The 21,765-nt window shown below is 69.0% G+C and carries 23 protein-coding genes; 17 read left to right on the forward strand and 6 right to left on the reverse strand.

The genetic code is table 11. The annotated features are described in order from the left end of the window. Window positions 1-16 precede the first annotated feature (16 nt). Genes ATK30_RS33030 through ATK30_RS33050 form a run of 5 tightly spaced genes read left to right on the forward strand, consistent with a single transcriptional unit; the run spans window position 17 to window position 4,088 of the window. Entirely contained in the window at window positions 17-1,012 is a 996-nt protein-coding gene (locus ATK30_RS33030; protein ID WP_101438709.1) for a GDP-mannose 4,6-dehydratase, read from the forward strand. 16 nt (window positions 1,013-1,028) lie between these two features. Continuing rightward, window positions 1,029-1,757 carry a nucleotidyltransferase family protein gene (locus ATK30_RS33035; protein ID WP_101438710.1) on the forward strand — a complete coding sequence of 243 codons (729 nt, stop codon included), beginning with the start codon at window positions 1,029-1,031 and terminating at the stop codon, window positions 1,755-1,757. Then, window positions 1,742-2,638, forward strand: a complete 897-nt coding sequence (locus ATK30_RS33040; RefSeq protein ID WP_101438711.1) for an NAD-dependent epimerase/dehydratase family protein — start codon at window positions 1,742-1,744, stop codon at window positions 2,636-2,638. Before ATK30_RS33035 ends, ATK30_RS33040 begins: the two co-directional genes overlap by 16 nt. Beyond that, a complete protein-coding gene (locus ATK30_RS33045) occupies window positions 2,635-3,300 on the forward strand; it encodes a spherulation-specific family 4 protein (RefSeq protein ID WP_158242538.1) in 666 nt (221 codons plus the stop codon). The genes ATK30_RS33040 and ATK30_RS33045 overlap by 4 nt, the downstream gene beginning before the upstream one ends. Beyond that, window positions 3,255-4,088, forward strand: coding sequence for an endo alpha-1,4 polygalactosaminidase (locus ATK30_RS33050; protein WP_101438713.1), 834 nt, complete (start codon window positions 3,255-3,257; stop codon window positions 4,086-4,088). The genes ATK30_RS33045 and ATK30_RS33050 overlap by 46 nt, the downstream gene beginning before the upstream one ends. A gap of 46 nt (window positions 4,089-4,134) precedes the next feature. Here ATK30_RS33050 and ATK30_RS33055 read toward each other — a convergent pair whose 3' ends face one another. Next, window positions 4,135-4,665: a hypothetical protein gene (locus tag ATK30_RS33055; protein WP_101438714.1), complete on the reverse strand. Its 531-nt coding sequence runs from the start codon at window positions 4,663-4,665 to the stop codon at window positions 4,135-4,137. Between the two features lie 11 nt (window positions 4,666-4,676). Here ATK30_RS33055 and ATK30_RS44845 point away from each other — a divergent pair, with 11 nt between their 5' ends. Next, window positions 4,677-5,033: a hypothetical protein gene (locus ATK30_RS44845; protein ID WP_143271456.1), complete on the forward strand. Its 357-nt coding sequence runs from the start codon at window positions 4,677-4,679 to the stop codon at window positions 5,031-5,033. A 49-nt stretch (window positions 5,034-5,082) separates the two neighbouring features. Beyond that, window positions 5,083-5,916, forward strand: coding sequence for an MFS transporter (locus ATK30_RS33065; protein ID WP_101438716.1), 834 nt, complete (start codon window positions 5,083-5,085; stop codon window positions 5,914-5,916). Here the strand turns inward: ATK30_RS33065 and ATK30_RS33070 are convergent. Then, the gene (locus ATK30_RS33070; protein WP_143271457.1) at window positions 5,904-6,506 is read right to left on the reverse strand and encodes a cytochrome P450 family protein; all 603 of its coding nucleotides are present in this window, start codon (window positions 6,504-6,506) and stop codon (window positions 5,904-5,906) included. The two genes, ATK30_RS33065 and ATK30_RS33070, sit on opposite strands and share 13 nt — an antisense overlap. Before the next feature lie 406 nt (window positions 6,507-6,912). Here ATK30_RS33070 and ATK30_RS33075 point away from each other — a divergent pair, with 406 nt between their 5' ends. Beyond that, a complete protein-coding gene (locus ATK30_RS33075; protein WP_101438718.1) occupies window positions 6,913-7,749 on the forward strand; it encodes a mycofactocin-coupled SDR family oxidoreductase in 837 nt (278 codons plus the stop codon). Between the two features lie 48 nt (window positions 7,750-7,797). Here ATK30_RS33075 and ATK30_RS33080 read toward each other — a convergent pair whose 3' ends face one another. From ATK30_RS33080 to ATK30_RS33090, 3 genes are read right to left on the reverse strand one after another with little or no spacing between them, the layout of a single operon-like run. Further along, on the reverse strand, window positions 7,798-8,277 hold the full coding sequence (locus ATK30_RS33080; protein WP_101438719.1) for a flavin reductase family protein: 480 nt from the start codon (window positions 8,275-8,277) through the stop codon (window positions 7,798-7,800). Beyond that, the gene (locus ATK30_RS33085; RefSeq protein ID WP_101438720.1) at window positions 8,274-8,876 is read right to left on the reverse strand and encodes a 3,4-dihydroxy-2-butanone-4-phosphate synthase; all 603 of its coding nucleotides are present in this window, start codon (window positions 8,874-8,876) and stop codon (window positions 8,274-8,276) included. The genes ATK30_RS33080 and ATK30_RS33085 overlap by 4 nt, the downstream gene beginning before the upstream one ends. A 6-nt stretch (window positions 8,877-8,882) precedes the next feature. Continuing rightward, the gene (locus ATK30_RS33090; protein WP_101438721.1) at window positions 8,883-9,260 is read right to left on the reverse strand and encodes a nuclear transport factor 2 family protein; all 378 of its coding nucleotides are present in this window, start codon (window positions 9,258-9,260) and stop codon (window positions 8,883-8,885) included. Between the two features lie 234 nt (window positions 9,261-9,494). Here ATK30_RS33090 and ATK30_RS33095 point away from each other — a divergent pair, with 234 nt between their 5' ends. The 8 genes from ATK30_RS33095 to ATK30_RS33130 all read left to right on the forward strand — a co-directional run bounded on the left by ATK30_RS33095 (window position 9,495) and on the right by ATK30_RS33130 (window position 20,101). Further along, a complete protein-coding gene (locus tag ATK30_RS33095) occupies window positions 9,495-12,047 on the forward strand; it encodes an ATP-binding protein (RefSeq protein WP_101438722.1) in 2,553 nt (850 codons plus the stop codon). An 83-nt stretch (window positions 12,048-12,130) separates the two neighbouring features. Then, window positions 12,131-13,309, forward strand: a complete 1,179-nt coding sequence (locus tag ATK30_RS33100; protein ID WP_101438723.1) for an acyl-CoA dehydrogenase family protein — start codon at window positions 12,131-12,133, stop codon at window positions 13,307-13,309. A 70-nt stretch (window positions 13,310-13,379) separates the two neighbouring features. Then, entirely contained in the window at window positions 13,380-14,921 is a 1,542-nt protein-coding gene (locus tag ATK30_RS33105; RefSeq protein WP_101438724.1) for a fatty acyl-CoA synthetase, read from the forward strand. A gap of 62 nt (window positions 14,922-14,983) precedes the next feature. Then, window positions 14,984-15,385, forward strand: a complete 402-nt coding sequence (locus ATK30_RS33110; RefSeq protein WP_101438725.1) for an SRPBCC family protein — start codon at window positions 14,984-14,986, stop codon at window positions 15,383-15,385. A 377-nt stretch (window positions 15,386-15,762) separates the two neighbouring features. Next, on the forward strand, window positions 15,763-16,140 hold the full coding sequence (locus ATK30_RS33115) for a PEP-utilizing enzyme (RefSeq protein ID WP_101438726.1): 378 nt from the start codon (window positions 15,763-15,765) through the stop codon (window positions 16,138-16,140). After that, window positions 16,137-17,339 carry a hypothetical protein gene (locus ATK30_RS33120; RefSeq protein WP_101438727.1) on the forward strand — a complete coding sequence of 401 codons (1,203 nt, stop codon included), beginning with the start codon at window positions 16,137-16,139 and terminating at the stop codon, window positions 17,337-17,339. The genes ATK30_RS33115 and ATK30_RS33120 overlap by 4 nt, the downstream gene beginning before the upstream one ends. After that, a complete protein-coding gene (locus ATK30_RS33125) occupies window positions 17,336-18,934 on the forward strand; it encodes a PEP-utilizing enzyme (RefSeq protein ID WP_101441193.1) in 1,599 nt (532 codons plus the stop codon). Before ATK30_RS33120 ends, ATK30_RS33125 begins: the two co-directional genes overlap by 4 nt. Before the next feature lie 21 nt (window positions 18,935-18,955). Beyond that, entirely contained in the window at window positions 18,956-20,101 is a 1,146-nt protein-coding gene (locus ATK30_RS33130) for an Rv3169 family protein (protein ID WP_208637466.1), read from the forward strand. Window positions 20,102-20,152: 51 nt separating this feature from the next. Here the strand turns inward: ATK30_RS33130 and ATK30_RS33135 are convergent, their stop codons facing one another. Beyond that, entirely contained in the window at window positions 20,153-20,986 is an 834-nt protein-coding gene (locus ATK30_RS33135) for a helix-turn-helix transcriptional regulator (protein ID WP_208637467.1), read from the reverse strand. Window positions 20,987-21,047: 61 nt separating this feature from the next. Here ATK30_RS33135 and ATK30_RS33140 point away from each other — a divergent pair, with 61 nt between their 5' ends. Beyond that, entirely contained in the window at window positions 21,048-21,764 is a 717-nt protein-coding gene (locus ATK30_RS33140) for a PEP-utilizing enzyme (RefSeq protein WP_101441194.1), read from the forward strand. Window position 21,765 lies beyond the last annotated feature (1 nt).

The following is a 21,765-nucleotide window of genomic DNA, read 5'->3' on the forward strand; positions in this document are numbered from 1 at the left end:
GAGAAGGGATCGATTCATGACGGGACTTGCCGCCGTCACCGGCGCCGAGGGCTTCATCGGTTCGCACCTGGTGGAGGCGCTGGTGCGGCGCGGGCATCGAGTCCGCGCCATGGTGCTCTACAACATGTACAGCTCGCAGGGCTGGCTCGACACCGTGGATCCGGAGATCCGCGCGAACGTCGACGTGGTGTTCGGAGACGTGCGCGACCCGGGGACCGTCCGGGAACTCGTCGAAGGCGCCGAAACCGTGTACCACCTCGCGGCGCTGGGTTCGATCCCGTATTCCTACGCCGCTCCGCGGTCCTTTGTGGACACCAACACGATCGGCACGCTGCACGTGCTCGAAGCGGTGCGCGCCTGCCGCACGCCGCGACTCGTGCACACCTCGACCAGCGAAACCTACGGCACCGCCCGCAGCGTCCCGATCAGCGAGCAGCATCCGCTGCAGGCGCAATCGCCCTACGCGGCGTCCAAGATCGCCGCGGACAAGCTGGTCGAGTCCTACCACTTGAGCTTCGAAGTCCCCGCGGTCACGCTCCGGCCGTTCAACACCTTCGGCCCGCGGCAGTCCGCGCGCGCCGTGATCCCGGCGGTGATCACGCAACTCGCGTCCGGCGCCCGGCAGCTTCGGCTCGGGGCGACCGAACCCACGCGCGATTTCACCTATGTCACCGACACCGCGCAGGCGTTCGTCACGCTGGGCACCGCCCCGGCGTCGGCGGTGCTCGGCGAGCAGTTCAACGCCGGGTCCGGTTCGGAGGTGTCGATCGGCGACCTGGTCGGCGACATCGCGCGGCTGATGGGCGCCCGCGCCGACATCGTCGAGGAGACGCGGCGGTTGCGTCCCAAGGACTCCGAGGTGATGCGGCTGGTGTGCGACGCGTCGAAGCTGACGCAGCGCACCGGATGGCGTCCTCGGCACACCCGCGAGGAAGGACTGCGCAAGACCATCGAATGGTTCTCCGACCCGGTCAACCTGGCCCGGTACCGGCAGAACGAATACAACCAGTGACTTCGAGGAGGCGATCATGCACGCGGTGATCATGGCCGGCGGCAAAGGCATCAGACTCCGTCCCTACACGACGCGCCTGCCGAAGCCGCTCGTGCCGATCGGGGACGAGTTCTCCATTCTCGACATCGTCCTGACCCAGCTGGCGCAGGCCGGGTTCGACCGGGTGACGCTCGCGATCGGGCATCTCGGCGAGCTGGTCCGCTCCTACGCCGGCGACGGACGGCGCTGGGGCGTGGACATCGACTACCACCAGCAGGGTTCGGCGCTGGGCACGATGGGTCCGGTGGTGGACCTGGTCGACCGGCTGCCGGAGGAGTTCCTGGTGATGAACGGCGACGTGCTCACCGACATCTCCTTCGCGGACCTGCTGGGCCGGCACCGGGAGAGCGGCGCGCCGCTGACCGTCGCGACGTACCAGCGCCAGGTGCAGGTGGACTTCGGCGTACTGTCCACACAGGACGGTGTGGTCGTCGACTTCGTCGAGAAGCCCAAACTGGACTACCGGGTCAGCATGGGCGTCTACGGGCTGTCCCGGGAGACCCTCCTGCCCTACACCCGAGGCCTGCCGCTCGGCTTCGACGAACTCGTCCTGGACCTGCTCGCCCGGGGCGTCCCGCCGCGCGAATACGCGTTCAACGGCTACTGGCTCGACATCGGGCGGCCCGACGACTACGACCGCGCGAACGCCGAGTTCGACCTCCTCAAGAAGACCCTGCTGAAGGGTTCGCCATGCGCGTCCTGGTGATCGGCGCGTCGGGGTTCCTCGGCGGCCACGTCCGGCGCGCCGCGTGCGCGCGGGGCTTCGACGTGGTCACCGCGGGGCGCAGCCCGGTGCGCCCGGCGGACCGGGACTATCTGTTCGACCTCTCCGCGTGCGTGGCCGGCGACCTCGCCGAGTTGCTCGTCGAGGTGGCGCCGGACGCGGTGGTCAACTGCGCGGGTGCGGTCGCCGGCGACGCGGAAACCCTGACCCGGGCGAACGTCGCCGCGACGGAGAACCTGGTGCACGCCGTGGCGCTGGCCGACCGAGGCGTCCGCCTGGTCCACTTGGGATCCGCCGCGGAATACGGCCGCGGTTCGCCCGGCGTCCCGGTCCGGGAGGACGCGAGTCCTCGGCCGATCGGCCCGTACGGCATGACCAAGCTGCTCGGCACCCAGAGCGTCGTGCACGCGCGCGAGCGGGGCCTGGACTGCGTCGTGCTCAGGGTGTTCAACCCGGTGGGCGCCGGCGCGTCGCTCAGCGGCCTGCCCGGTCGCGCCGCCGCCGCGCTGCGCAAGGCCGTCGCCGACGGCAGCGATCTCCGGCTGGGCCCGCTGGACGCGGTCCGGGATTTCGTCGACGCCCGCGACGTCGCCGACGCGGTGCTCGCCGCGCTCGCGGTGCCGGCGCTCCCGCCGGTGCTGAACGTCGGCAGTGGCCGCGGACTGTCGGCGCGAGCGCTGGTCAAGGAACTGCTCGAAGCGAGCGGAGCCGGGTGCGCGGTCTACGAGGACGCGCCGGGCTCCGTGCGGTCGGCGGACGTCCCGTGGCAGGAAGCCGACCTCACGCTCACGACGCGGACGCTGCCGTGGAGCCCCCGGCGGGATCTCGCGGACGCCGTCGCGGACCTGTGGAGCGCGTCGTGATCAAGCTGGTCGTGCCGGCGTACTTCTACCCGACCGTGCGGCCGGGGGACTGGGCCGAGCTGGCCCGGCACCCGGACCGGATCCGGCTCGTCGTGCTCAACCCGGCGAGTGGTCCGGGCGGGCAGTGCGACGAGGCGTTCCTGCGGCCGCTGGAACGGCTGCGCGAGGCCGGGGTCGCGGTCGCGGGTTACGTCGACACCGACTACGGCAGCCGTCCCGCCGCCGAGGTGCTCGCCGAGTTCGACCGGTACGTCGACTGGTACGAGGCGAACGGCGTGATGTTCGACCGGGTCTCAGCGCTGTCCGCCGATCTGCCGCACTACGCGTCGCTCTCCCGCGCGGTGCGCGCGGCGGGCGCGGGGGTCGTCGCGTTCAACCACGGCGCCCACCCGGCCGAGGGCTACGCCGAGCACGCGGATCTCCTCGGCACCTTCGAAGGCCCGTTCCGGTCCTATGTGGACGCGGGAATCCCGCGCTGGGTGCGCCGCTGGCCCGCCGACCGGTTCTTCCACCTGGTCCACGCCGTGCCCGGCAAGTACTTCGCGGACGTGGAGCGGCTCGCGATCCGCCGGAACGCGGCGAACGCTTACCTCACCGACCAAGGGGGCGCCAACCCATGGCAGTGCCTGCCCGGCGGCCTGCTCGCTTCTTCTCCGTCCTAGCGGCTTTCCTGGCGGCTTTCCTGGTGGCGGGGTCGTGCGCGGCAGCCCCGTCCTCCGTCGCGGTCCCGCCGTCGGTCGTGGCCGGGAAACAGCGCTGGATCCCGGCGCCGCGCACGACGTGGCAATGGCAGCTGAGCGGGACGGTCGACACCACGGTGAACGCCCAGGTCTACGACATCGACGGAGTCGACAACAGCGCGGACGTCGTCGCCGCGCTGCACCGGGCGGGCCGCGAGGTCGTCTGCTACGTGAACGCGGGCGCCGCCGAGGACTTCCGTCCCGACGCCGCGGCGTTTCCGCCTGCGGTCAAAGGAAAGAACGACGGCTGGCCGGGCGAGCAGTGGCTCGACATCCGCCGCCAGGACATTCTGGCCTCGATCATGACGGCCCGGTTCCGGCAGTGCCGGGACAAGGGGTTCGACGCGATCGAGGCCGACAACGCCGACTCCTACGCCGAGGACACCGGCTTCCCACTGACCGGAGCCGATCAGCTCTCCTACAACCGGATGCTGGCCGGGATCGCGCACCGGCTCGGCCTGTCGATCGCGTTGAAGAACGATCTGGAGCAGGTCGGCGACCTGCTGCCGGACTTCGACTTCTCGATCGACGAATCGTGCGCGGAACAAGGCCAGTGCGATCTGCTGGTCCCGTTCATCCGGGCCGGGAAAGCGGTGTTCCACGTCGAATACCGGCTGCCGAACGAGCAGTTCTGCCCGGAAACCACGGCGCTGGGCTTCAGTTCGATGCGCAAGAACCGGAGCCTGGACGCGGCTCGCTGGCCCTGTTGAGCGGTCCCGGCGCCCCCGCGGACGGGAACGCCGGGACCGGGGCGCGTCAGTGCGCCGGTTTGAAGGAAACCTGGATCTGCGCGCTCACGCCCGGAGGCGGGGTGAAGCCGAAGATTTCGCTGCTCGAGTAGTGGCCCGGGATCGCCGGGACGCCGATGTCGTCATTGGTGAGCTTGGTGACCGTGGTCTGGCCGCGGCTGGTCGTAGTGTCGGTTTCGTCGGTGAAGAAGGTGTACGGCCCGGCGCTGCCCGGCCCGACCCACCACTTCGTCACGTCGGCGCTGGTGTGCGCCGCGCCGTTGAAGGCGCCGTGGCTGCAGCCGGTGAGCTCCGCGTCCCCGGTGTTGGCTCCGGTCGCCGGGTTGTGGTCGAGTTCGCCCCACCCCCAGAACCCGCCGAGGTTCTGGCTGCCGCAAAACGCGGGATTGTCGCAATTGAACGAAATCGCGAGCTGGTACACGTCCATCGCGCCGTCTCCGCCGTAAGCCGACGCACTGCCGGCCCCGAGAATCGCCGCGGCGACCGCCAGAACCGCGGCACTCGCGGCGGCGATCAATTTCTTGGCTCGTCCATGCATGATATGTCCTGATGCGGATTTCGCCGACCGCGCCCCGATGCGCGGAACGGTCTGAAATGGAGTCGGCGGGAAAAACCACGGTGTTACCAGTTGTTTTTCAGCCACGGGATTCGCTCGACGGCTGCGGCCGGGGTCTCGGCGCGGCTGAGTGTCTGGGGCCGTTGCCGCCCGAGGATGTCGCTGAGCGTATGCAGGAACTCGCCGATCGCATTGTGCGGCTGTGCGACGCGTACTGCCGAAGCTCGTCGCTGGTGGCGGACGCGGAGTGCGACACGGTTGAGAAGGAGTCGCGCTGGTTGGTCGAAGCGAGTCCGGACTGGATCAAGGGCCCGATCTTGGACGCGCACTTCGCCCTCTTCGCAGGCTGAGGAAATCCCGGCGCACTCGCGGAACCGCCTGCGCGTGATGGGGTCAACGATGACTGACCAGATCGAATCGCCCACGGTGCGTAAAGTGTATCATCGGTTGATTCCGTTGCTTTTCCTGATGTTGTTCTTCAATTACCTGGATCGCAGCAACATCGGTTTCGCCGAACTGGACATGGGTGACAAACTGCGTTTGGGCCCCTCGATTTTCGGTTTCGCGGGCAGCATCTTCTTTCTCGGCTACATGGTGCTCGAAGTGCCGAGCAACCTGCTGCTGCACCGGTTCGGGGCGCGGCGCTGGATCGGCCGGATCCTGCTGACCTGGGGTGCGGTCGCGGCGCTGACCGCGTTCGTCTATGACGATACGAGCTTCTGCGTCATGCGTTTCCTGCTCGGCGTGATGGAAGCCGGTTTCCTGCCCGGCATCGCGGTTTACGTCACCAAGTGGTTCCCCGAGCGCTACCGTGCGCGGGCGGTCGGCGGGTACATCATCGGCAATTCGATCGCGGCGGTGCTGGGCGGCCCGAGTTCCACCGCGCTCATGAAGTATCTGGACCGCTTCGCGAGCCTCGCCGGCTGGCAATGGATGTTCATCGTGGCAGGCGCCGCCGCGATGATCCTCGGACTGGTCGCGTTTCGCGCGATGGCCGAGCGCCCCGCCGACGTCAAATGGCTCACCGCGGAGCAAAAGGCGTGGCTGGAGTCCGCTTTGGAATCCGAGCGCGAGGCACTGGGCGGGCAGCGGCACGTGCCCGTTCTGCGCGTCATCCGCGACAGCCGGGTGTGGAGCCTGTCGATCCTCTTCGGCTGCGCGCTGGTCGGTATCTACGGTCTGCTGCTTGCGGGGAGGTTCGAGCCCCTTTCGTTCGGCCATCAACGGTGTTGACTCACGCGGCCTCGCCGCGTCGGCTTCCGCGAGCTGCTCGGGCGTGATCTCGCCCTGGCTGAGCACGGCGTTGAGACCCGGCATCCGGTCCAAGACCCTGCCCGCCTCCCGCATCGGCGCGTGCAGCAGGCGGCACCGATCAGCGCCGGGATCTTCACCGCGCACTCCCGCCCGAATCCGACCATTTCGTCGCGCCCGGGCAGTTCGCCCAGCCCGCGCACGATGATCTCCTCGACCCGCACCCGCATCCGCTTGACTGTCCGCGGCTGGAACGCCGGTGACGCGAGCTCGCACAGCCGGGTGTGCGCGGGCGCGTCCACGTTAGGGAGGGAGAATCGGTAGAACTCCGCCGTCGGCCCGGTCCCGAAGTGGGCGGGAAACTCGCCTGGGTGCGGCTGCACGGTGTTCTTTGCGGACTTGAGAGCCATTTCGACGTCGGCGTAGCCGGTGAGCAGCCACGAATCCTGCCCGTTCACCACGGTGCGGGCGATCGGCGAAGTCTCTCGCAGGCGGCGATAAGCCGTGTGCCGGTCTGCTGTGAAGGCCGGGTCCGACGGATCCAGACGAACGACATCCGCGGCGTTGGTCATCTCGAAATCGCCTTCGAACTCGCTCAGCCCTCCGAGTGCCTGCCCTGCCAATGCTAGGCAGGGACGCCTCTGCGTCTTGGGCGAAATCTTGGGCCGGGCGGGCGGTTCTCGAAGCCGGGCTCTCGACCTCTTTGGTCGGCAGCAGACCGGGCACGCTAACCCGACCAGCATCGCCATGGTCAAGTGCGTCAGTCCAAACAACACGATCGGAGACCGTCGCATTGCCCAGACCCGGAAAGACGTAAGGCCAGCGCACTGGGCGTGAGCAGTGACAGGGGACAGGGGAGCCGTGCGGAGGGCGGACCCCGCACCCGGGGACCGGACCACGTGGTCGCCCGGTCGTGTGCGGACCGGGTTGGCGGGCAGTGTCGCTCCCGGAACCGTTAACGACGACGGGAGTTGGGAAATGGGAAGTCTTGACGGCAAGGTCGCGCTGGTCACCGGTGCGGCCCGGGGACAGGGACGTTCGCACGCGGTGCGGCTCGCCAACGAGGGCGCCGACCTGATCATCGTGGACATCTGCGGCAAGGTGCCGACTACGGCCTACCGCGGCGCGACCTCGGCCGACCTCGCCGAAACCGCCCAGCACATCGAAAAGGCGGGCCGCAGGGCGGTCTCGCGAGAGGTCGACGTGCGGGACCTCGCGGCGCTGACGGAGGCGGTAGCCGACGGGGTGGCCGAACTCGGCCGCTTGGACGTCGTCGTGGCCAACGCCGGCGTGTTCTCCTCGGCGCCGGTGCACGAATTGACCGAAGAGCAGTGGGACACGATGATCGACGTGAACCTCTCCGGCGTGTGGAAGACGGTGCGAGCCACCGTGCCGACGCTGATCGAGCAGGGCACCGGCGGGTCGATCGTGCTGATCAGCTCCACCGGCGGCACCCAGGGCTTCCCGAACTTCGCGCACTACGTGGCCGCCAAGCACGGTGTCATCGGGCTCACCCGTTCCATCGCCAACGAGCTGGGCGCCCAGAACATCCGGTGCAACGCGATCCAGCCGACGTCGGTGCTCACCGACATGATCGACCACGAGGCGATGTACCGGCTGTTCCGGCCGGACCTGGACTCGCCGACGCACGAGGACTTCCGGGAGGCCTGCCAGGCCGGGATGAACGTGCTGCCGATCCCGTGGGTCGAGCCGCGCGACATCTCCGCCGCCGTGGCCTGGCTGGCGTCCGACGAATCCCGATATGTCACCGGCATTTCGCTGCCCGTGGACGCGGGGGCGATCGGCAAGATGTGAGCACACGGGAAAAGCCCGGCCGCGCGCACGGCCGGGCTTTTCCCGGGTTCAGACGAGGTTGAGCAACGCGCCGTCGTGGAATCTGCTGTGGTGGAACACCAGCGGGCCGGTGCCGTGCCCGGTGTCCAGGCCCAGCACGCGCCCGACGACGATCGTGTGGTCGCCGCCCGGGTACTCCCCGGCGATCTCGCAGTCCACATAGGCGTGCACGCCGTCGAGGACCGGGCTGCCGTGCGGGCCGGGCTGATAGCCGACCCCGTCGAACCGGTCGCCCGGTCCCGCGAACTGCCGGGCGAGCGGTTCCTGGCCCGAAGCGAGCACGTTCGCGCAGAACCGGCTGGACTCCCGGATTCTCGGCCACGTCGAGGAACCGTTGCCCGCGCAGAAGAGCACGAGCGGCGGCTCCAGCGACACCGACGTGAAGGAACTGACCACCATGCCCACCGGCCCGGGCGCGGTCACCACGACCACCCCGGTCGTGAAGCGGCTCAGCGCCGTCCGGAACGCGACCGCGTCGAACTCGCTCATCCTGCTCTCCTTTCCGGCGCCGGGAACAGTTCCGTGACGCTCACCGCTGGGATGTCGTGCTGGCGGGCGAAGGCCAGCGCTTCGCCGTGCCCCGCCATCTCGCACGGGGCACGGCGCGAGACGAGTCCACAGAGGACGGCCGCCGGTTCGGCCCCGGCCAGCCGGGCGAGCTCGACCCCGGCTTCGGCCACGCCGGGCTCGTCGAAAACGCCGTCTGTCGGCCAGGCCCGCAACGGGACCGTGTGGCCAGGCCGGCGCAACTGACCGCGCTCGGTGGCCGGATCGGCGAGCAACCGCGCTGTCCGGCACCGGTCTGCCGCGGAGATCCCGGTGCTCACGCCGTCGGCGGCGTCGACCGCGACCGCCTGAGCGCACCGGTGCGGACCTCCTGCGGTGACCGGTGGCAGACCGAGCCGGTCGCACGCTTGCCCGGTCAGCGCGACGCGGACGAACCCGGAGCCGTGCCGGATGAGGAACGCCAGCGAGGCCGTGGTGGCCAGTGCCGCGGCGACCATCAGCTCGGCGGTGCCGTGCTCGTCGAGAAGGATGACCGGGTGACCGTCCGCCAGCGCCCCGGCCACCCGGGCCCGGAAAGTCATCGCGGATCAGCCGTAGTCGTGGTACTCGACGACGAGGCCGTCGCGGACGGTGTAGCGGCTGCACAGGTCGATGCGGGCCACCTCGCCGGCGGTCGCGAACCCGGGCACGTCGGCCTGTGCGGTGCCCACCCACGTGTGCTCGACGACCACGGTGTCGCCGTCGGAGTGCAGGGCGCGGCGGTTCTCGAAGTGCTTGTCCGGGAAAGCCGCCTCGAAACCCTTGATGATGTCGCCGAAGGCGTCGCGGTCGTTCAGATCCACGCCGCGGTTGTGGTGTTCGACGTGGATGTCCTCGGCGCAGAGCGCGAGGAGCGCATCGCGGTCGCCGGAGTTGTACGCCTCGACGAAGCGCTCGGCGACCTTCACCGGGTCCTGACTGCTCATGCTGGATCCTTCCTGATCGGGTTCTGCTGCCGAGGCTTCCCTGCCGTGCGGTGGACCGGTACCGGGAACGCCCGTGATCCGCCACGTGTCCGGCCCGGCGCGCTGACCTGGGCGATCGCCGGGCGTGCCACGACCGAGGGGGTCAACATCCGCCGTCCTTGACACGTAGTCCGCGGGCCTCGCATAGTTGGCCACGCGTCAACCGGGCTGACGCCTCGACGAGGAGGCATCGTGATGAATGCGCAGGACTGGCGGGAGATCCGCCAGCTGCACGCCGACGGGATGCCGATCAAGGCGATCGCCCGGCACCGGGGCATCTCGCGCAACACGGTGCGGCGCGCGCTGCAGCTCGGCGAACCCCCGGGGCCGCCGCGTGCCAGGGGGTCCGTCGCCGACGCCCACGAGCCCGCCATCCGGGCGCTGCTGGCCGAGGACCCGGCGATCACGGTCGCGGCGATCGCCGTGCGGATCGGCTGGGAGCACTCGACGACCGTGCTCAAGGACCGGGTCCGCGCACTGCGCGCCGAGGCGCAGGGGCCGGCCCCGGCCACGCCCGGCCCGCGTACCGAACTTCCCGCGCAGCTCACCGAATTCGTCGGCAGGGAAGGGGAGCTGGCCACGATCCGGCAGGTGCTCGGCTCGGCTCGGCTGGTCACGCTGCTGGGGCCTGGCGGAGTCGGCAAAACCCGGCTCGCCATCCAGGCCGCCGACAAGGTCCGCCGTGCCTTCGCCGACGGCGTCCGCTGGGTCGAACTCGGCGCGTTGCGGGATCCGGCTTTGCTGGCGCAGACGCTCGTCGACGCGCTGGGCATCCGGGACCGCTCCGCGAGCCCGCGGCACCTGCTGGTCGACCATCTGCGCAACCGGCAGCTGCTGCTCGTGCTCGACAACTGCGAGCACCTGCTCGGCGCGTGCGCGGAACTGGCCAGTTTCCTGCTGCACGGCGCGAAAGAACTGCGGATCATCGCCACCAGCCGGGAAGCGCTCGCGATCCCGGGCGAGCACGCGGTCGCCGTGGCACCGCTGGGGGACAGCGCGGTCACGCTGTTCGCCGCTCGCGCCCGGGACATTCTGCCGGAATTCTCCCTGGACGACGCGAATCTCGCGCTGGTGCGGCGGATCTGCGGGCAGCTCGACGGGCTGCCGCTGGCGATCGAGCTGGCGTGCGCGCGGCTGCGGGTGCTGTCGCTGTCCGAGCTGGCCGACCGGCTCGGACATCGTCTGCGGTTGCTGACCGGCGGGAACCGGGCGGCCCCGGAGCGGCACCGGAGCCTGCAGGCCACGGTGGACTGGAGCTTCGAGCTGTGCGCCCCGGTGGAGCGCCAGCTGTGGATCCGGACCTCCGTGTTCGCCGGGAGTTTCTCGCTCGCCGCCGCCGAGGAAGTGTGTCAGGACAGCAGGCTCACCGACGATGACATCGTCGACGGGATCGACGGCCTGGTCGGAAAATCCCTGCTGCTGCGGGAGGAGGAGCACGGCGAGGTCCGGTTCCGGATGCTGGAGACACTCCGCGAATACGGCCAGGCGAAGCTGAACGACAAACAGGCGGCCGAACTGCGCGCCCGCCACCACGCCTACTACGCCCGGATGGTCGGCGACGTCACGAGGCAGTGGTTCGGCGAGCGCCAGCAGCAGTGGTGCGTGAAGCTGCGCCTGGAACACGCGAACCTGCGTACGGCCTTCGAAACCGCGCTGGCGCGGGGCGGCGACGGCGCTCGGCTGATCGGTGCGCCGTGGTTCCTCTGGGCGGCCGGGTTCTCCTTCACCGAACACCGCTATTGGCTCGAACGCGCGCTCGGCCTCGAGCGGGACGCCTCGCCGGACCGGGCGCGGGCGCTCGCCACCCTCGGGCTCGTAGCCACGCTGCAAGGGGATCGTGACGCCGCGAGCCGCGCACTGGCGGAAGGGATGCGGATCGCCGAGGCCGCCGGGGACGCGTTCGGGTTGGCCTACAACCGGCACGAGCAGGGGCTCGTGGCGTTCTTCGGCGGGGACTTCGGCAGCTCGGAACGTATCCTGCTGGAGGCACTGGACCGCTATCAGGGCACCGAGGCGCCCCTCGACCTCCTCGGTTCGCTGCGTGTCCACTTAGGACTGCTTTACATCTTCGCCGGCGACACCCACGAAGCCCTGCGGCATTTCGAGCAGTTGCGCCCGCAGTGCGAGCAACACGGTGAGCGCTGGATGTTGTCCTATGCCGTGTACGGCCTCGGCCTGGCCGCGCTGATGTGCGGGGACCATGACGAAGCCGTCGCGCGAGCGACGGAGAGCCTGCGCATGAAGCAGCCTTTCGACGACACGATCGGGCTTTCCCTGACCACGGAACTGCTGGCATGGAGCGAAGCCGCGCGCGGGGAAGCCGAGCGGGCCGCGGTCCTGCTCGGTGCGGCCGAGACGCTGTGGGCATCGGTCGGGATGCAGCTCTACGGCTCGGAACACTGGCTCGACCAGCGCACCCGGTTCGAACGGCAGGCCCGGAACGGGCTGGGAGACAAGGGATACGACTCCGCGCTCGCGCGGGGCCAGGCGATGTCACGCGATCGGGTTATCGAGTTCGCGCTGGGCGAGCGGAGGGGGGTCAACCGGGTCCGCCCGGGCGGGTCCGGCCTGTCGCGGCGGGAATCCGAAGTCGCCGAACTGGTCGCCGAGGGACTCACGAACCGGGAGATAGCGAGGAAACTGGTCATTTCCCACCGCACTGTCGAGGGCCACGTCGAGCACATCCTGGACAAGCTCGGCCTGTCCCGGCGCGCGCAGGTCGCGCAATGGCGGAAAGCGGGTGGCTGACCACGTGGCGGCCCGGATGTGACGACCCGGTTCCGGCGGGAGTCTCGAAGGCGCCCAACGTGCAGTCAGAGAGGACCAAGCACATGACCGGAACCCTCGCCCGCCCGGCCACGGACGCCCTGTCCCGGGCGAAGGCCGTCGCGCCGCTGATCGAGAGCGAAGCCGACACCATCGAGCGCGAGACCACGATCACCCGGCCCGTCGTCGACGCGCTGATCGAAGCGCGGTTGTTCTGGCTGATGGTGCCCGAGGAGTACGGCGGCCTCGGGCTCGGCATGGTCGACTCGCTGAAGGTCATCGAGGAGATCTCCCGTGCCGACGGGTCCACCGGCTGGGCGCTGATGGCCAACGCGTTCAGCACCGGCATCGCCGTCGGCTTCTTCAGCGAAGAAGGCGCGCGGGAGATCTTCGACCAGCCCAACCCCGGCATCACCGCCGGGATGATCCTGCCGACCGGCAAGGCGAAGCGCGTCGACGGCGGCTATCTCGTCAATGGCCGTTACCAATTCGCCAGCGGTTCCGCGCACGCCAGCTGGATCGGCGCCGGGTTCGTGGTGCACGGCGACGACGGCGAACCCCTGGTGTCCGAGACCGGCGACCCGGTGTGCCGGGTGGCCTTCGTCCCGCGCGAAAAGGTCGAGTTCCTGGGCAACTGGAACGTGATGGGCCTGGTCGGCACCGGCAGCTACGACTACGCGGTGACCGACGTGTTCGTGCCGGAGAAGCACACGATGGACACCTTCTCCACCACCCCGGTGCGGCCGGAGCCGCTGTACAAGCTGGGCCTGCTGGGCATCGGCGTCGGCGGGCACTCGGGCGTCGCGCTCGGGCTCGCGACCCGCGCGCTGCAGGAGATCGTGACCATTTCCTCGGGCAAGGCACGGCCAGGTTACGACACCTTCGTCGGCGACTCGGCGTTGTTCCGGCGCGAATTCGCCAAGTACGAGGCGCTGTTGCAGGCCGCGAGGGCCTACGTATACGACATCCACGGCGAGGCGGAGCAGACCGCCGCGGCGGGCGAGGAGATCACCGCCGAGCAGCGCGCGCGGATGCGGCAGGTCACCACGTGGGTCCAGGAGGTGGCGAGCGAGGTCGTCGGGTTCGCGCACCGGTGGGGCGGCAGCCAGTCGATCCGCAACCCCAGCGCGCTCGGCCGGTGCACCCGCGACGCCGCCGTCGCGACCCAGCACCTGCTGGTCGATCCGATGACCCTGGTGGAGGCCGCGCAGGAGATCCTGCCCGGCTACCTGCGCACCGCCTGAAAACTGCCTCGCGGGCGGCCTGTGGCCGGGCTGCCCGCGGGGTTTCCACAACGGAAGAAGGAGAAATCCCGTGACCGTCGAACGGGCGCGTGCGCACAGCCTCGCCGACATCCCGCGCCGCTCGGCGGCCCGCTTCCCGGACAAGACGGCGGTGGTGCACCGCGACGTCCGGCTCACCTTCGTCGAGTTCGACGGCGTGGTGGACCGGGTCGCCGCGGCGCTGCAGGCGGCGGGGCTGGGCCCCGGCGACACGCTCGTGGTGTTGTCGCACAACTGCTGGCAGTTCCCGGTGCTCGATTTCGCCGCCGCGCGCGTCGGGGTGGTGTTCGTGCCGGTCAACTTCATGCTCACCGGCGGCGAGGTCGGCTACATCCTGCGTGATTGTGGCGCCGATGCCTTCGTGGTCGAGGACGCGCTGCTGCCGGTGGCCGAGAAAGCGTTGGCAGAGCACGAAGTCCGGGTGCGTGCGGTGATCGGTGAGCACGTTCCGTCCGGGTGGCGGGACTTCGCGGAGTGGTCCGGCGCAGACGGGCGACCGCGGCCAGTGGACGTCGGAGACGACGACGTCATCCGCATCATGTACACCTCGGGCACGGAATCCCGCCCGAAGGGCGCGATGCTCACCAGCCGCTCGCTGATGTGGCAGTACGTCAGCTGCATCGTCACCGGCGGGATGGAAAGCAGCGACGTCGAGCTGCACGCGATGCCGCTGTACCATTGCGCGCAGCTGGACAATTTCCTCTCCACGGACCTGTATCTCGGTGCGACCAGTGTCATCCTCGACCGGCCCGACCCGGCCGCGATGCTGCGCGCGATCGAGGCGGAGCGGGTGACGAACCTGTTCGCCCCGCCGACGGTGTGGATCTCGCTGCTGCGCGAGCTCGGCTCGACGGACATCACGTCGCTGCGCAAGGGTTACTACGGCGCTTCCGCGTTGCCCGTGGAAGTGCTGGGGGAGATGAAGAGGCGCCTGCCGGAAATGCGGTTCTGGAACTTCTACGGGCAGACGGAAATGGCGTCACTGGCCACCGCACTCGGCCCGGAGGACCAGGAATCCCGCCCCGGCTCGGCGGGACGCGCGGCGCTGAACGTCGAGACCCGCGTCGTCGACGACGCGGACCGGCCGCTTCCGGCGGGCGAAGTCGGGGAGATCGTGCACCGCAGCCCGCACGCCACCGTCGGCTACCACGGAAAGCCGGAGCAGACCGCGGACGCCTTCCGCGGCGGCTGGTTCCATTCCGGCGACCTCGGGTACCTCGACGAGGAGGGCTACCTGTGGGTGGTGGACCGCAAGAAGGACATGATCAAGACGGGCGGGGAGAACGTCGCCACTCGTGAGGTCGAGGAAGCGTTGTACACAGTGGACGGCGTCGCGGAGGCCGCGGTGGTGGGAGTGCCGCACCCGAGGTGGATCGAGTCGGTGACGGCGGTCGTCGTCGCGGTACCCGGGAGCGGGCTCACCGAACGCGACGTGATCGAGGGCTGCCGCCGGGTGCTGGCGGGGTTCAAGGTGCCCAAGTCAGTGGTGTTCGCCGATTCCCTGCCGAAGAATCCCAGCGGCAAGATCCTCAAGCGCGAGCTGCGGGAACGACTGTCCCCCAGAGCGGACTAGGCGCTCGGCACGCGGGTTCGTAGCGTTCGGCCGCAGCAACCCGACGAGCGTGGAGGACAGCAATGCGAGTGGTCGAAACCCTGGTGATCGCGGCGGCGCCGGCGACGGTGTGGAAGACCGGCGGGGACACCGCGAACATCGCGGACTGGGTGCCCGCGATCGAAAAGTCGAGCCAGGACGGCGATGTGCGGCGCGCGACGTTCGTCGGCGGCGGAGTGGCGAGCGAGCGTATCGTCGAGCACGACGATGCCGCGCGGACTTATGTCTACGAGTACCTGTCCGGCCCGCTGGCGTTGCGCTCGTACCGCTCCCGGTTCACTGTGCGCGACCACGCCGACGGGGCGGAAGTGGTGTGGGAAGCCGATTTCGTGGCCGAGTCCGCCGACGAAGAGCTGGCGCTGGGCGAAGCCATCCGCGGGATCTACCGCGCGGCGCTGGAATCGCTGGCAGTACTGTCCCGCTGAGCCCGCGATGTTCGCACCGTCGTTGGACCTCAGGCCGAAGCCGCCGGGCGTACCTCGCCAACCCGATGGCGAAGCACGGAATGATCCTGGTGACGCGACTCCGGCGTCGCGCGACCTCCTCGTCCGTGAGAGCGGTACTGGCAACTTCTTGGGAAACCCGGCACGAGCGGTACCGCTGAACCACCCCCACCGCAGCCCGGCGCGTTCCTCAACGCGCCGGGCTGTTCGTCCTTCAGCGCCGCCGGGGCCGGCCCGCGGACCAATGTCCCCCTAAGTGCACTGTGGCGCAGTTCACCCCGCTCGTAACGTCCGCTCTGCGCTGGCGCGCGTGTCCGAGACAACCGAACTCCCCAGCGTCGGGGCGGAACGGAGTAGCGATGAGCGGAGAGCTGAACGAGGTCGGCACGGGAGTGAATCTCTTCCCCGCCGGCCGGGTTCGCGGCACCGCGAGGTGGTTCAACGACACCTCGGACGTGCTGTCGATCGACGACGACGACCTGGCCGGCACGATCGCGTTCGTCAGCAAGGGCGGGATGACCTTCCTGTCGCCGATCCTGCCCGATCTCAAGGCGATCGTGTGCACCGCGGGCAGCCGGGAGTCGCACCTGGCGATCCTTTCCCGCGAGTCCGACGTGCCTTGCGTGCTGGCCGCCGAGCTGCCGAGGCCCGTGTCCGACGGCGACACCGTCGTCCTCGACCTCTCCGACGCCGAGACCGCGAAGGTGGCCGTCGTGGCAGGGGCGGTGAGCGCATGACAGCGCAGCTGAGCACTCCGGCCAACGTGGAGGCGATCTGCACCGACCCGTCCTACGAGCCCACGCTCGAGGAATGGAACTGGATCGTGCGCACGGCGGGCGCGGCCTACAAGTCCGAACTGTCGGCCCGCACGGTGTTCGAGTCGGAACTGTTCGGGATGAACACCTACATCCTGATGTCCATGATGGAGGATTACCTCCGCGTGCCGGAGCGCATCCGCGCCATCACCAGGCACGCGAGCGCGACCGAACTCGTGCGCAAGGCACTGCCTATCGGGAACAAGCGCAGCTTCATCAATCTCGCCGCCATGCCACTGCACTACCTGACCGGGCGCGAGCTGTTCGTGGACCTCGGCGAGAACACGCTTTCCGACGGGCTGGACGACCAGCTGGAAGTGCTGCGCTTCTGGCGCGAGGCCACGATAGCCATGCGCACCGACGGAGTGCTGTTCAACATGGACGCCGAACCCGCCGACAGCTCACACGTAGTGGACGACGCGCTGCTGGCCGAAATCCGCGGCAACCTCGTGCCCGCCGACGACGCGACCAAAGCGGGTATCCGCAAGTTCGGGGCGCGGCTGACGGCATACGCCTTCCTGGAGAACTGCGACGCGCGCACCGCGGTGTGCGACACCGGCCCGTACCTGTTGGAGGACGGCACGTTCCTCGCGCTGCGGGAGACCTGTTTGGACGGTGACGGAGACTTCCCGTGGGTCGACGGAATCCGGGAAAGTCTGCCGTACCGCCATTTCGTCCTCGCCTACCGGCTTCCGGGCACGGTCAAGATGGACAACAATGTCTGGGGGACCGCGTGGTTCACCCCGAGCGACTACCAGGCCGACATCCTCGAAACACGCGTCTTCTGCACCGACGGCGGGCAGCTGCGCCCGCTCGGCGCCGACGAGGTCGAGGAAGCCACGAAGGCGATCCGCAAGGCACACCGCGCTCTGTACCAGCGCCTCGCCGAGACCGACCCCAGGGAGCGCAACCTCTACGCGACCCAGATGTACGCGTGGAAACTCAAGGCGTGGGCGCGGCTCGCCGGCTGCTACGACGAAATCGACTGGAGCGTCAGCCCGCGCATCGCGGCATCGTATGGAAAGTTCAGCGACCCGGAGCTGGCGCTGAGTCTCATTGGCGGGGTCTTCGTACCCCAGGACCGGGACGGGTGCTTCCGTCCGATCGGCAGGCAGGCATGAGCATCATCGGCAAGGGAACCCCTTCCTACACCTTCGCCCCGGTGACCGGGACGATCCGCAACTTCCGCTCGCCGGAGGACGTCATCGCGTCGCTGGACAGCGATCTGGAGGACACCGTCGCGCTGGTGGCTTCGGGCGGGACCACGTTCCTGTCCCCGATCCTCGGCAGGCTCGGCGGGATCATCTGCCGCGACGGGACGCTCCGCTCGCACCTGGCGATCGTCTCCCGCGAGTTCGAGGTGCCCTGCCTCGTCGGGACCGACCTGACGGAACTGACGGACGGCACGAGGGTGACCCTGGACATCGACGACGGTGCTGGTGTGGTCCGGGAAAGCGCTTCCGCGGATGTGCGCGAACAGTGGTGGGACTACATCCGGCGGGTCGGCGACGAGATCGCGGTGAAGGACTTCGACCTCACCGTCCCGCCGGCCGCGCTGGACGCCCTGATCGCCGAGGAGCTCACCGACGAGCGGCTCGACGACCTGGTGCAGCACATGGGCCGCGCGTTCAAGCCGGAGATGACCCGCCGCTCGGGCTTCACCTCCGAACTGTTCCCGATGCTGCCCTACATGTCGCTTTCGGTGATCGAGGACTTCCACAGCTACGCCCGCCGGGTCGCGACGATCGACGCCGCGATGCCCGCGGAGGAGCTGGGGCGACGGCTCCGCACGGGCCCGAACCAGGTCAGTCCGCTGTGGATCTGGATGATCGGCTACCACTACCTGTGCGGCCGCGAGTGCCTGATCAACATGGGCAAGGTCCGGCGGGACGAACGACGCGACGAGGTCCGCGCGGTCGTGGACTTCTGGCGCAGGCTCGCGCTCGCGCATCGCGGCGACGGGACGCTCGACTACAAGGACGCGGGGTTCACCAACCGTTACCTGCCCGGCGAGGTCGTCACCGAGCTGACCGACGCCGCGACCGCGCTCGACCCGGCCGGCGCGAAGGCGCTCAAACGGCTCAACGCCACCGTTTCGGGCTATTCGTTCCTGTACTTCTGCGATTCGCGCGTCGGCATCTGCGATTCCGGGCCGTACCCGTACTCCGGCGATCAGCAGACCATCGTGCGCGATTACCTGTCGCTCGGCCCGAGCGCGTGGGCCTACCCCTGGGCAGAAGACCTCGAACCCCCGTACGCCGGGCTCACGATGGCGCTCGTGTTCGACCGTTCGGCGTTCACGGAGTTCGAGATCAACGACTGGGGCACCACGTTCACCGAACCCGACCAGCTGCTCACCGCCGTGCGCAAGGCCGCTGTGTTCGGCTACCGGACGGACGGCACGCGGGAGTTGCTCGACGCGACGGCGTGGCCGGAGGTGGCAGCCGAACTGAGCAAAAGCCACATGAAGCTGTACCAGCGGTTCGCCGCGATGGACCGGCGCGAGCGGATCCTCGCCGCCACCACGATGTACACCTCGGGCCTGCGCCCGTTCGCGGCACTGGCCGGGGTGACGGACCAGATCGACTGGTCCCTGTCGCCGGACACCCTCGCCCTGTACCCGGACCCCTTCGACGACGACGACCAGGCCGCCGCGATCTTCGGAACAGCGTTGGTGGCCAACGACATGCCGGGCTCGTTCTCGCCCGTCCGCTAGTCCTTGGGAAGGAGGCGCGTCGTGCGCCAATCCATGCAGAAGATCGTCCCGGCCGACGAGCTGCTGTGTCATCAGACTCCGGAGACATTCGCGACGATCGCGCACGCCGACATCTCGTGGACCGAGAAGCTCTGGGCGTCGCTGTTCGCGAGGGACGGCTCGCTCCAGGTCGACTGCGGCATCGGGAAATACCACAACCGCAACGTGATCGACATGTTCGCCGGGGTCTCGCGCGGCAAAGAACAGCTGACCGTCCGGGCGAGCAGGCGGCTGGATCGCGAGCCCGACCGGGTCGGGGTGGGCCCGCTCGACTACGAGGTGCTGGAGCCGCTGAAAGCGGTGCGTTTCGTGCTGCGGGAGAACCATTTGCTGCCGATCCGGTTCGATCTCACGGTCACCGGGGTGCTGCCGCCGTTCCTGGAGGCCAAGGACGGCCAGCGTGAGCCGGACGGGTTCCGGATCTGCTCGGATCTGCTGCGCTACCACCAGTCTTCGACCGTGCGCGGGCACATCTGGATCGACGGCGAGCAGATCGAGGTCCGCGACGACGAATGGTTCGGTTTCCGCGACCATTCGTGGGGCGTGCGGATGGACGTCGGAGAGCCGGCTCCCGACGTGTTCCGCAGGCAGCGGCTGGACGGCGACTTCCTGCTCACCTGGAGTCCGATGTGGATGCAGCGGCCCGACGGCAGTGGTTACGAGATCCACCATTACCACCAGTGGGTAGACGGGGAGACCACCTACTTCTCCGGGTTCGTCAACGAACCGGACGGTACCCAGACCCCGTTGCACCATGTCCGGGACGAGCTGAAGTTCGACCCGGTGAACCGGCGGCTGCTGGGCGGGAAGATGACCTTCGACGCCGGCTGGGGCGAGACCCGCACGGTCGAGATCGAAGCGGCCAGCGACACCGGTTTCCACCTGGGGACCGGCCTGTACTTCGGGTTCAAGGGGCACCGGCACGGCACCTGGCTCGGCGAGTCCCATGTGGATGGTGAACGGTACGCGGACGTGTCCGACCCCGAGACGGCGCGGGAGGTGCACCAGCTGCGCGACTGCGTGATCCGGTGCCGCGAAGGCGATGCTGTCGGGTACGGCATTTTCGAATCGATGGTCATCGGGGAACATCCCCGGTACGGACTGACCAAGGAGAGTTCGTTCCTGTAGCAGGAGCGGGAAAAGAAGGCCGCGGATCGGAAAGATCCGCGGCCTTCTTCGTCACGTCCGGCAGGAGCGGGAGAGCAGCGCCAGTTCCATCCGGGACTGGCAGCCGGTGAGACCCAGGATCCGGCTCACGTACTTCTTCACACTGTCCTCGGCCAGCGAAAGGGTTTCCGCGATCTGCGCGTTCGACAACCCGTCCGCCACCAGCCGCACGACCTGTCGCTGCCGCTCGGACAGCCGGCTCACCGCCGCCTGCGAGCGCGACATCGGCAGGCTGCGGCAGATCACCGACAGCTGCCTGCTCAGCAGCCGAAGCGTCGCCAGTTCGTGCGCCCCGAGCTTGTCCGGTGCCGGGTCGAACATCCCGATCAGCGCCAAATGTCCGTCCGGCAGCTCCACGCGGAGCGCGGCCGCGGTCTCCATCCGCCAGGTGGCGACGAGGAAATGCCGCACGTACGCGTCCGCCGAGGCGGGCAGCGCGGCCTGGGACGTGAGTTCGGCCAGGGAAGAAACCCCGCTGGAAACCAGCTGCCGCGTCGCCGCGGGGGTGCCGAACACGTCGTGGCGTGCCCAGCGCTCCTGGTACTCCGGCAGCATCTTCGACGTGTTTCCCTCGGTCAGCGGGGCGACGTCGCCGAATACGTTGTGAAACGTCGCGCCGGCGAAAAAGGACACGTGCTTGAGGGCGAAATGTTCTTGCAGCGCCTCGACGACGCTCTCCTTGAAGTCGACCACCGAAGGTGCGATGTCGCACCGCTCGAGCACGTCGAAGGCGCGCTCGTAGTCATCCCTGGCCAGGGATGCTCGTCTGGGCGAACGAGCCCGGCTCTGCGGGGACGTGGCCGTCATCGTCGACGCCGGACTGTCCACCAACGTGGACTGTGTCACATCGGCCAGCATACCTAGCTTTGGATTTCAGCGAAAGGCAACGAACCACAGCGAGGTGGCGATGTCCGAATCCACGGTGAATCCTCCCAAATGGGGGTCGGCCGAAATCCTGCCGCTGCCCGGCCGCTTCAACGCCGCCGTGCGGGAGCTGGCCGCGCGGCGGTTCGCCGCGACCGGCGCGCGATGGAAGGACGTGGTGTTCGAGCGGCAGTTCGACCTGTTCTCCCGTTCCGACGCCCAAGCGGTGGAGCAGGAAGCGCTCGACGACGGCTATCGGTTCGACTTCTCGGCGACGGTGTCGCTGGAGTCCGAACCGGACAAATACAAGCGGCCCGAACGCGCCGCCAAGTCGTTCGCCGCGGAAGGCGCCGCGGACGGCCGCAGGCAGGTCGGCGTCGGGGACAACGTGATCCGCAAGGCCGAGTCGGTCACCGGCCCCGTCGCGCTGATCTCCAAGATCGAACAGGTCATGGGCTATCTCGCCGACGGGATCCCCGAGGGCACCATCGCCGTCATCGACGACTCCGGCGGCACGCTCACCGCGCCGATCATCGAAGGTTTCGCCGGGGTCGTCTGCCTGGGCGGAACGGTGCGCTCCCACCTGGGGATCCTCGCGCGGGAGTACGACGTGCCCACATTGATGAACTGCAAGATCGACACCCTCTCCGACGGCGACGTCGTCGAGATCGAGGTGACCGCGGCGCCGCCCGCGGCCGACGCGTACGAAACCGGCGACACCGGGCACGCCCGGATCTGGCTGATCGGGAACGAGGGCTGAA

The organism is Amycolatopsis echigonensis (assembly GCF_002846615.1).
Taxonomy (GTDB): domain Bacteria; phylum Actinomycetota; class Actinomycetes; order Mycobacteriales; family Pseudonocardiaceae; genus Amycolatopsis; species Amycolatopsis echigonensis.

Excerpts from the sequence above, each read along its gene's own strand:
- ATK30_RS33030 (WP_101438709.1), top strand. The coding sequence starts at position 17 with ATGACGGGACTTGCCGCCGTCACCGGCGCCGAGGGCTTCATCGGTTCG.
- ATK30_RS33035 (WP_101438710.1), top strand. The coding sequence starts at position 1,029 with ATGCACGCGGTGATCATGGCCGGCGGCAAAGGCATCAGACTCCGTCCC.
- ATK30_RS33040 (WP_101438711.1), top strand. The coding sequence starts at position 1,742 with ATGCGCGTCCTGGTGATCGGCGCGTCGGGGTTCCTCGGCGGCCACGTC.
- ATK30_RS33050 (WP_101438713.1), top strand. The coding sequence starts at position 3,255 with ATGGCAGTGCCTGCCCGGCGGCCTGCTCGCTTCTTCTCCGTCCTAGCG.
- ATK30_RS33055 (WP_101438714.1), bottom strand. The coding sequence starts at position 4,665 with ATGCATGGACGAGCCAAGAAATTGATCGCCGCCGCGAGTGCCGCGGTT.
- ATK30_RS44845 (WP_143271456.1), top strand. The coding sequence starts at position 4,677 with ATGCGGATTTCGCCGACCGCGCCCCGATGCGCGGAACGGTCTGAAATG.
- ATK30_RS33065 (WP_101438716.1), top strand. The coding sequence starts at position 5,083 with ATGACTGACCAGATCGAATCGCCCACGGTGCGTAAAGTGTATCATCGG.
- ATK30_RS33070 (WP_143271457.1), bottom strand. The coding sequence starts at position 6,506 with ATGACCAACGCCGCGGATGTCGTTCGTCTGGATCCGTCGGACCCGGCC.
- ATK30_RS33075 (WP_101438718.1), top strand. The coding sequence starts at position 6,913 with ATGGGAAGTCTTGACGGCAAGGTCGCGCTGGTCACCGGTGCGGCCCGG.
- ATK30_RS33080 (WP_101438719.1), bottom strand. The coding sequence starts at position 8,277 with ATGAGCGAGTTCGACGCGGTCGCGTTCCGGACGGCGCTGAGCCGCTTC.
- ATK30_RS33085 (WP_101438720.1), bottom strand. The coding sequence starts at position 8,876 with ATGACTTTCCGGGCCCGGGTGGCCGGGGCGCTGGCGGACGGTCACCCG.
- ATK30_RS33090 (WP_101438721.1), bottom strand. The coding sequence starts at position 9,260 with ATGAGCAGTCAGGACCCGGTGAAGGTCGCCGAGCGCTTCGTCGAGGCG.
- ATK30_RS33095 (WP_101438722.1), top strand. The coding sequence starts at position 9,495 with ATGAATGCGCAGGACTGGCGGGAGATCCGCCAGCTGCACGCCGACGGG.
- ATK30_RS33100 (WP_101438723.1), top strand. The coding sequence starts at position 12,131 with ATGACCGGAACCCTCGCCCGCCCGGCCACGGACGCCCTGTCCCGGGCG.
- ATK30_RS33110 (WP_101438725.1), top strand. The coding sequence starts at position 14,984 with ATGCGAGTGGTCGAAACCCTGGTGATCGCGGCGGCGCCGGCGACGGTG.
- ATK30_RS33115 (WP_101438726.1), top strand. The coding sequence starts at position 15,763 with ATGAGCGGAGAGCTGAACGAGGTCGGCACGGGAGTGAATCTCTTCCCC.
- ATK30_RS33120 (WP_101438727.1), top strand. The coding sequence starts at position 16,137 with ATGACAGCGCAGCTGAGCACTCCGGCCAACGTGGAGGCGATCTGCACC.
- ATK30_RS33125 (WP_101441193.1), top strand. The coding sequence starts at position 17,336 with ATGAGCATCATCGGCAAGGGAACCCCTTCCTACACCTTCGCCCCGGTG.
- ATK30_RS33140 (WP_101441194.1), top strand. The coding sequence starts at position 21,048 with ATGTCCGAATCCACGGTGAATCCTCCCAAATGGGGGTCGGCCGAAATC.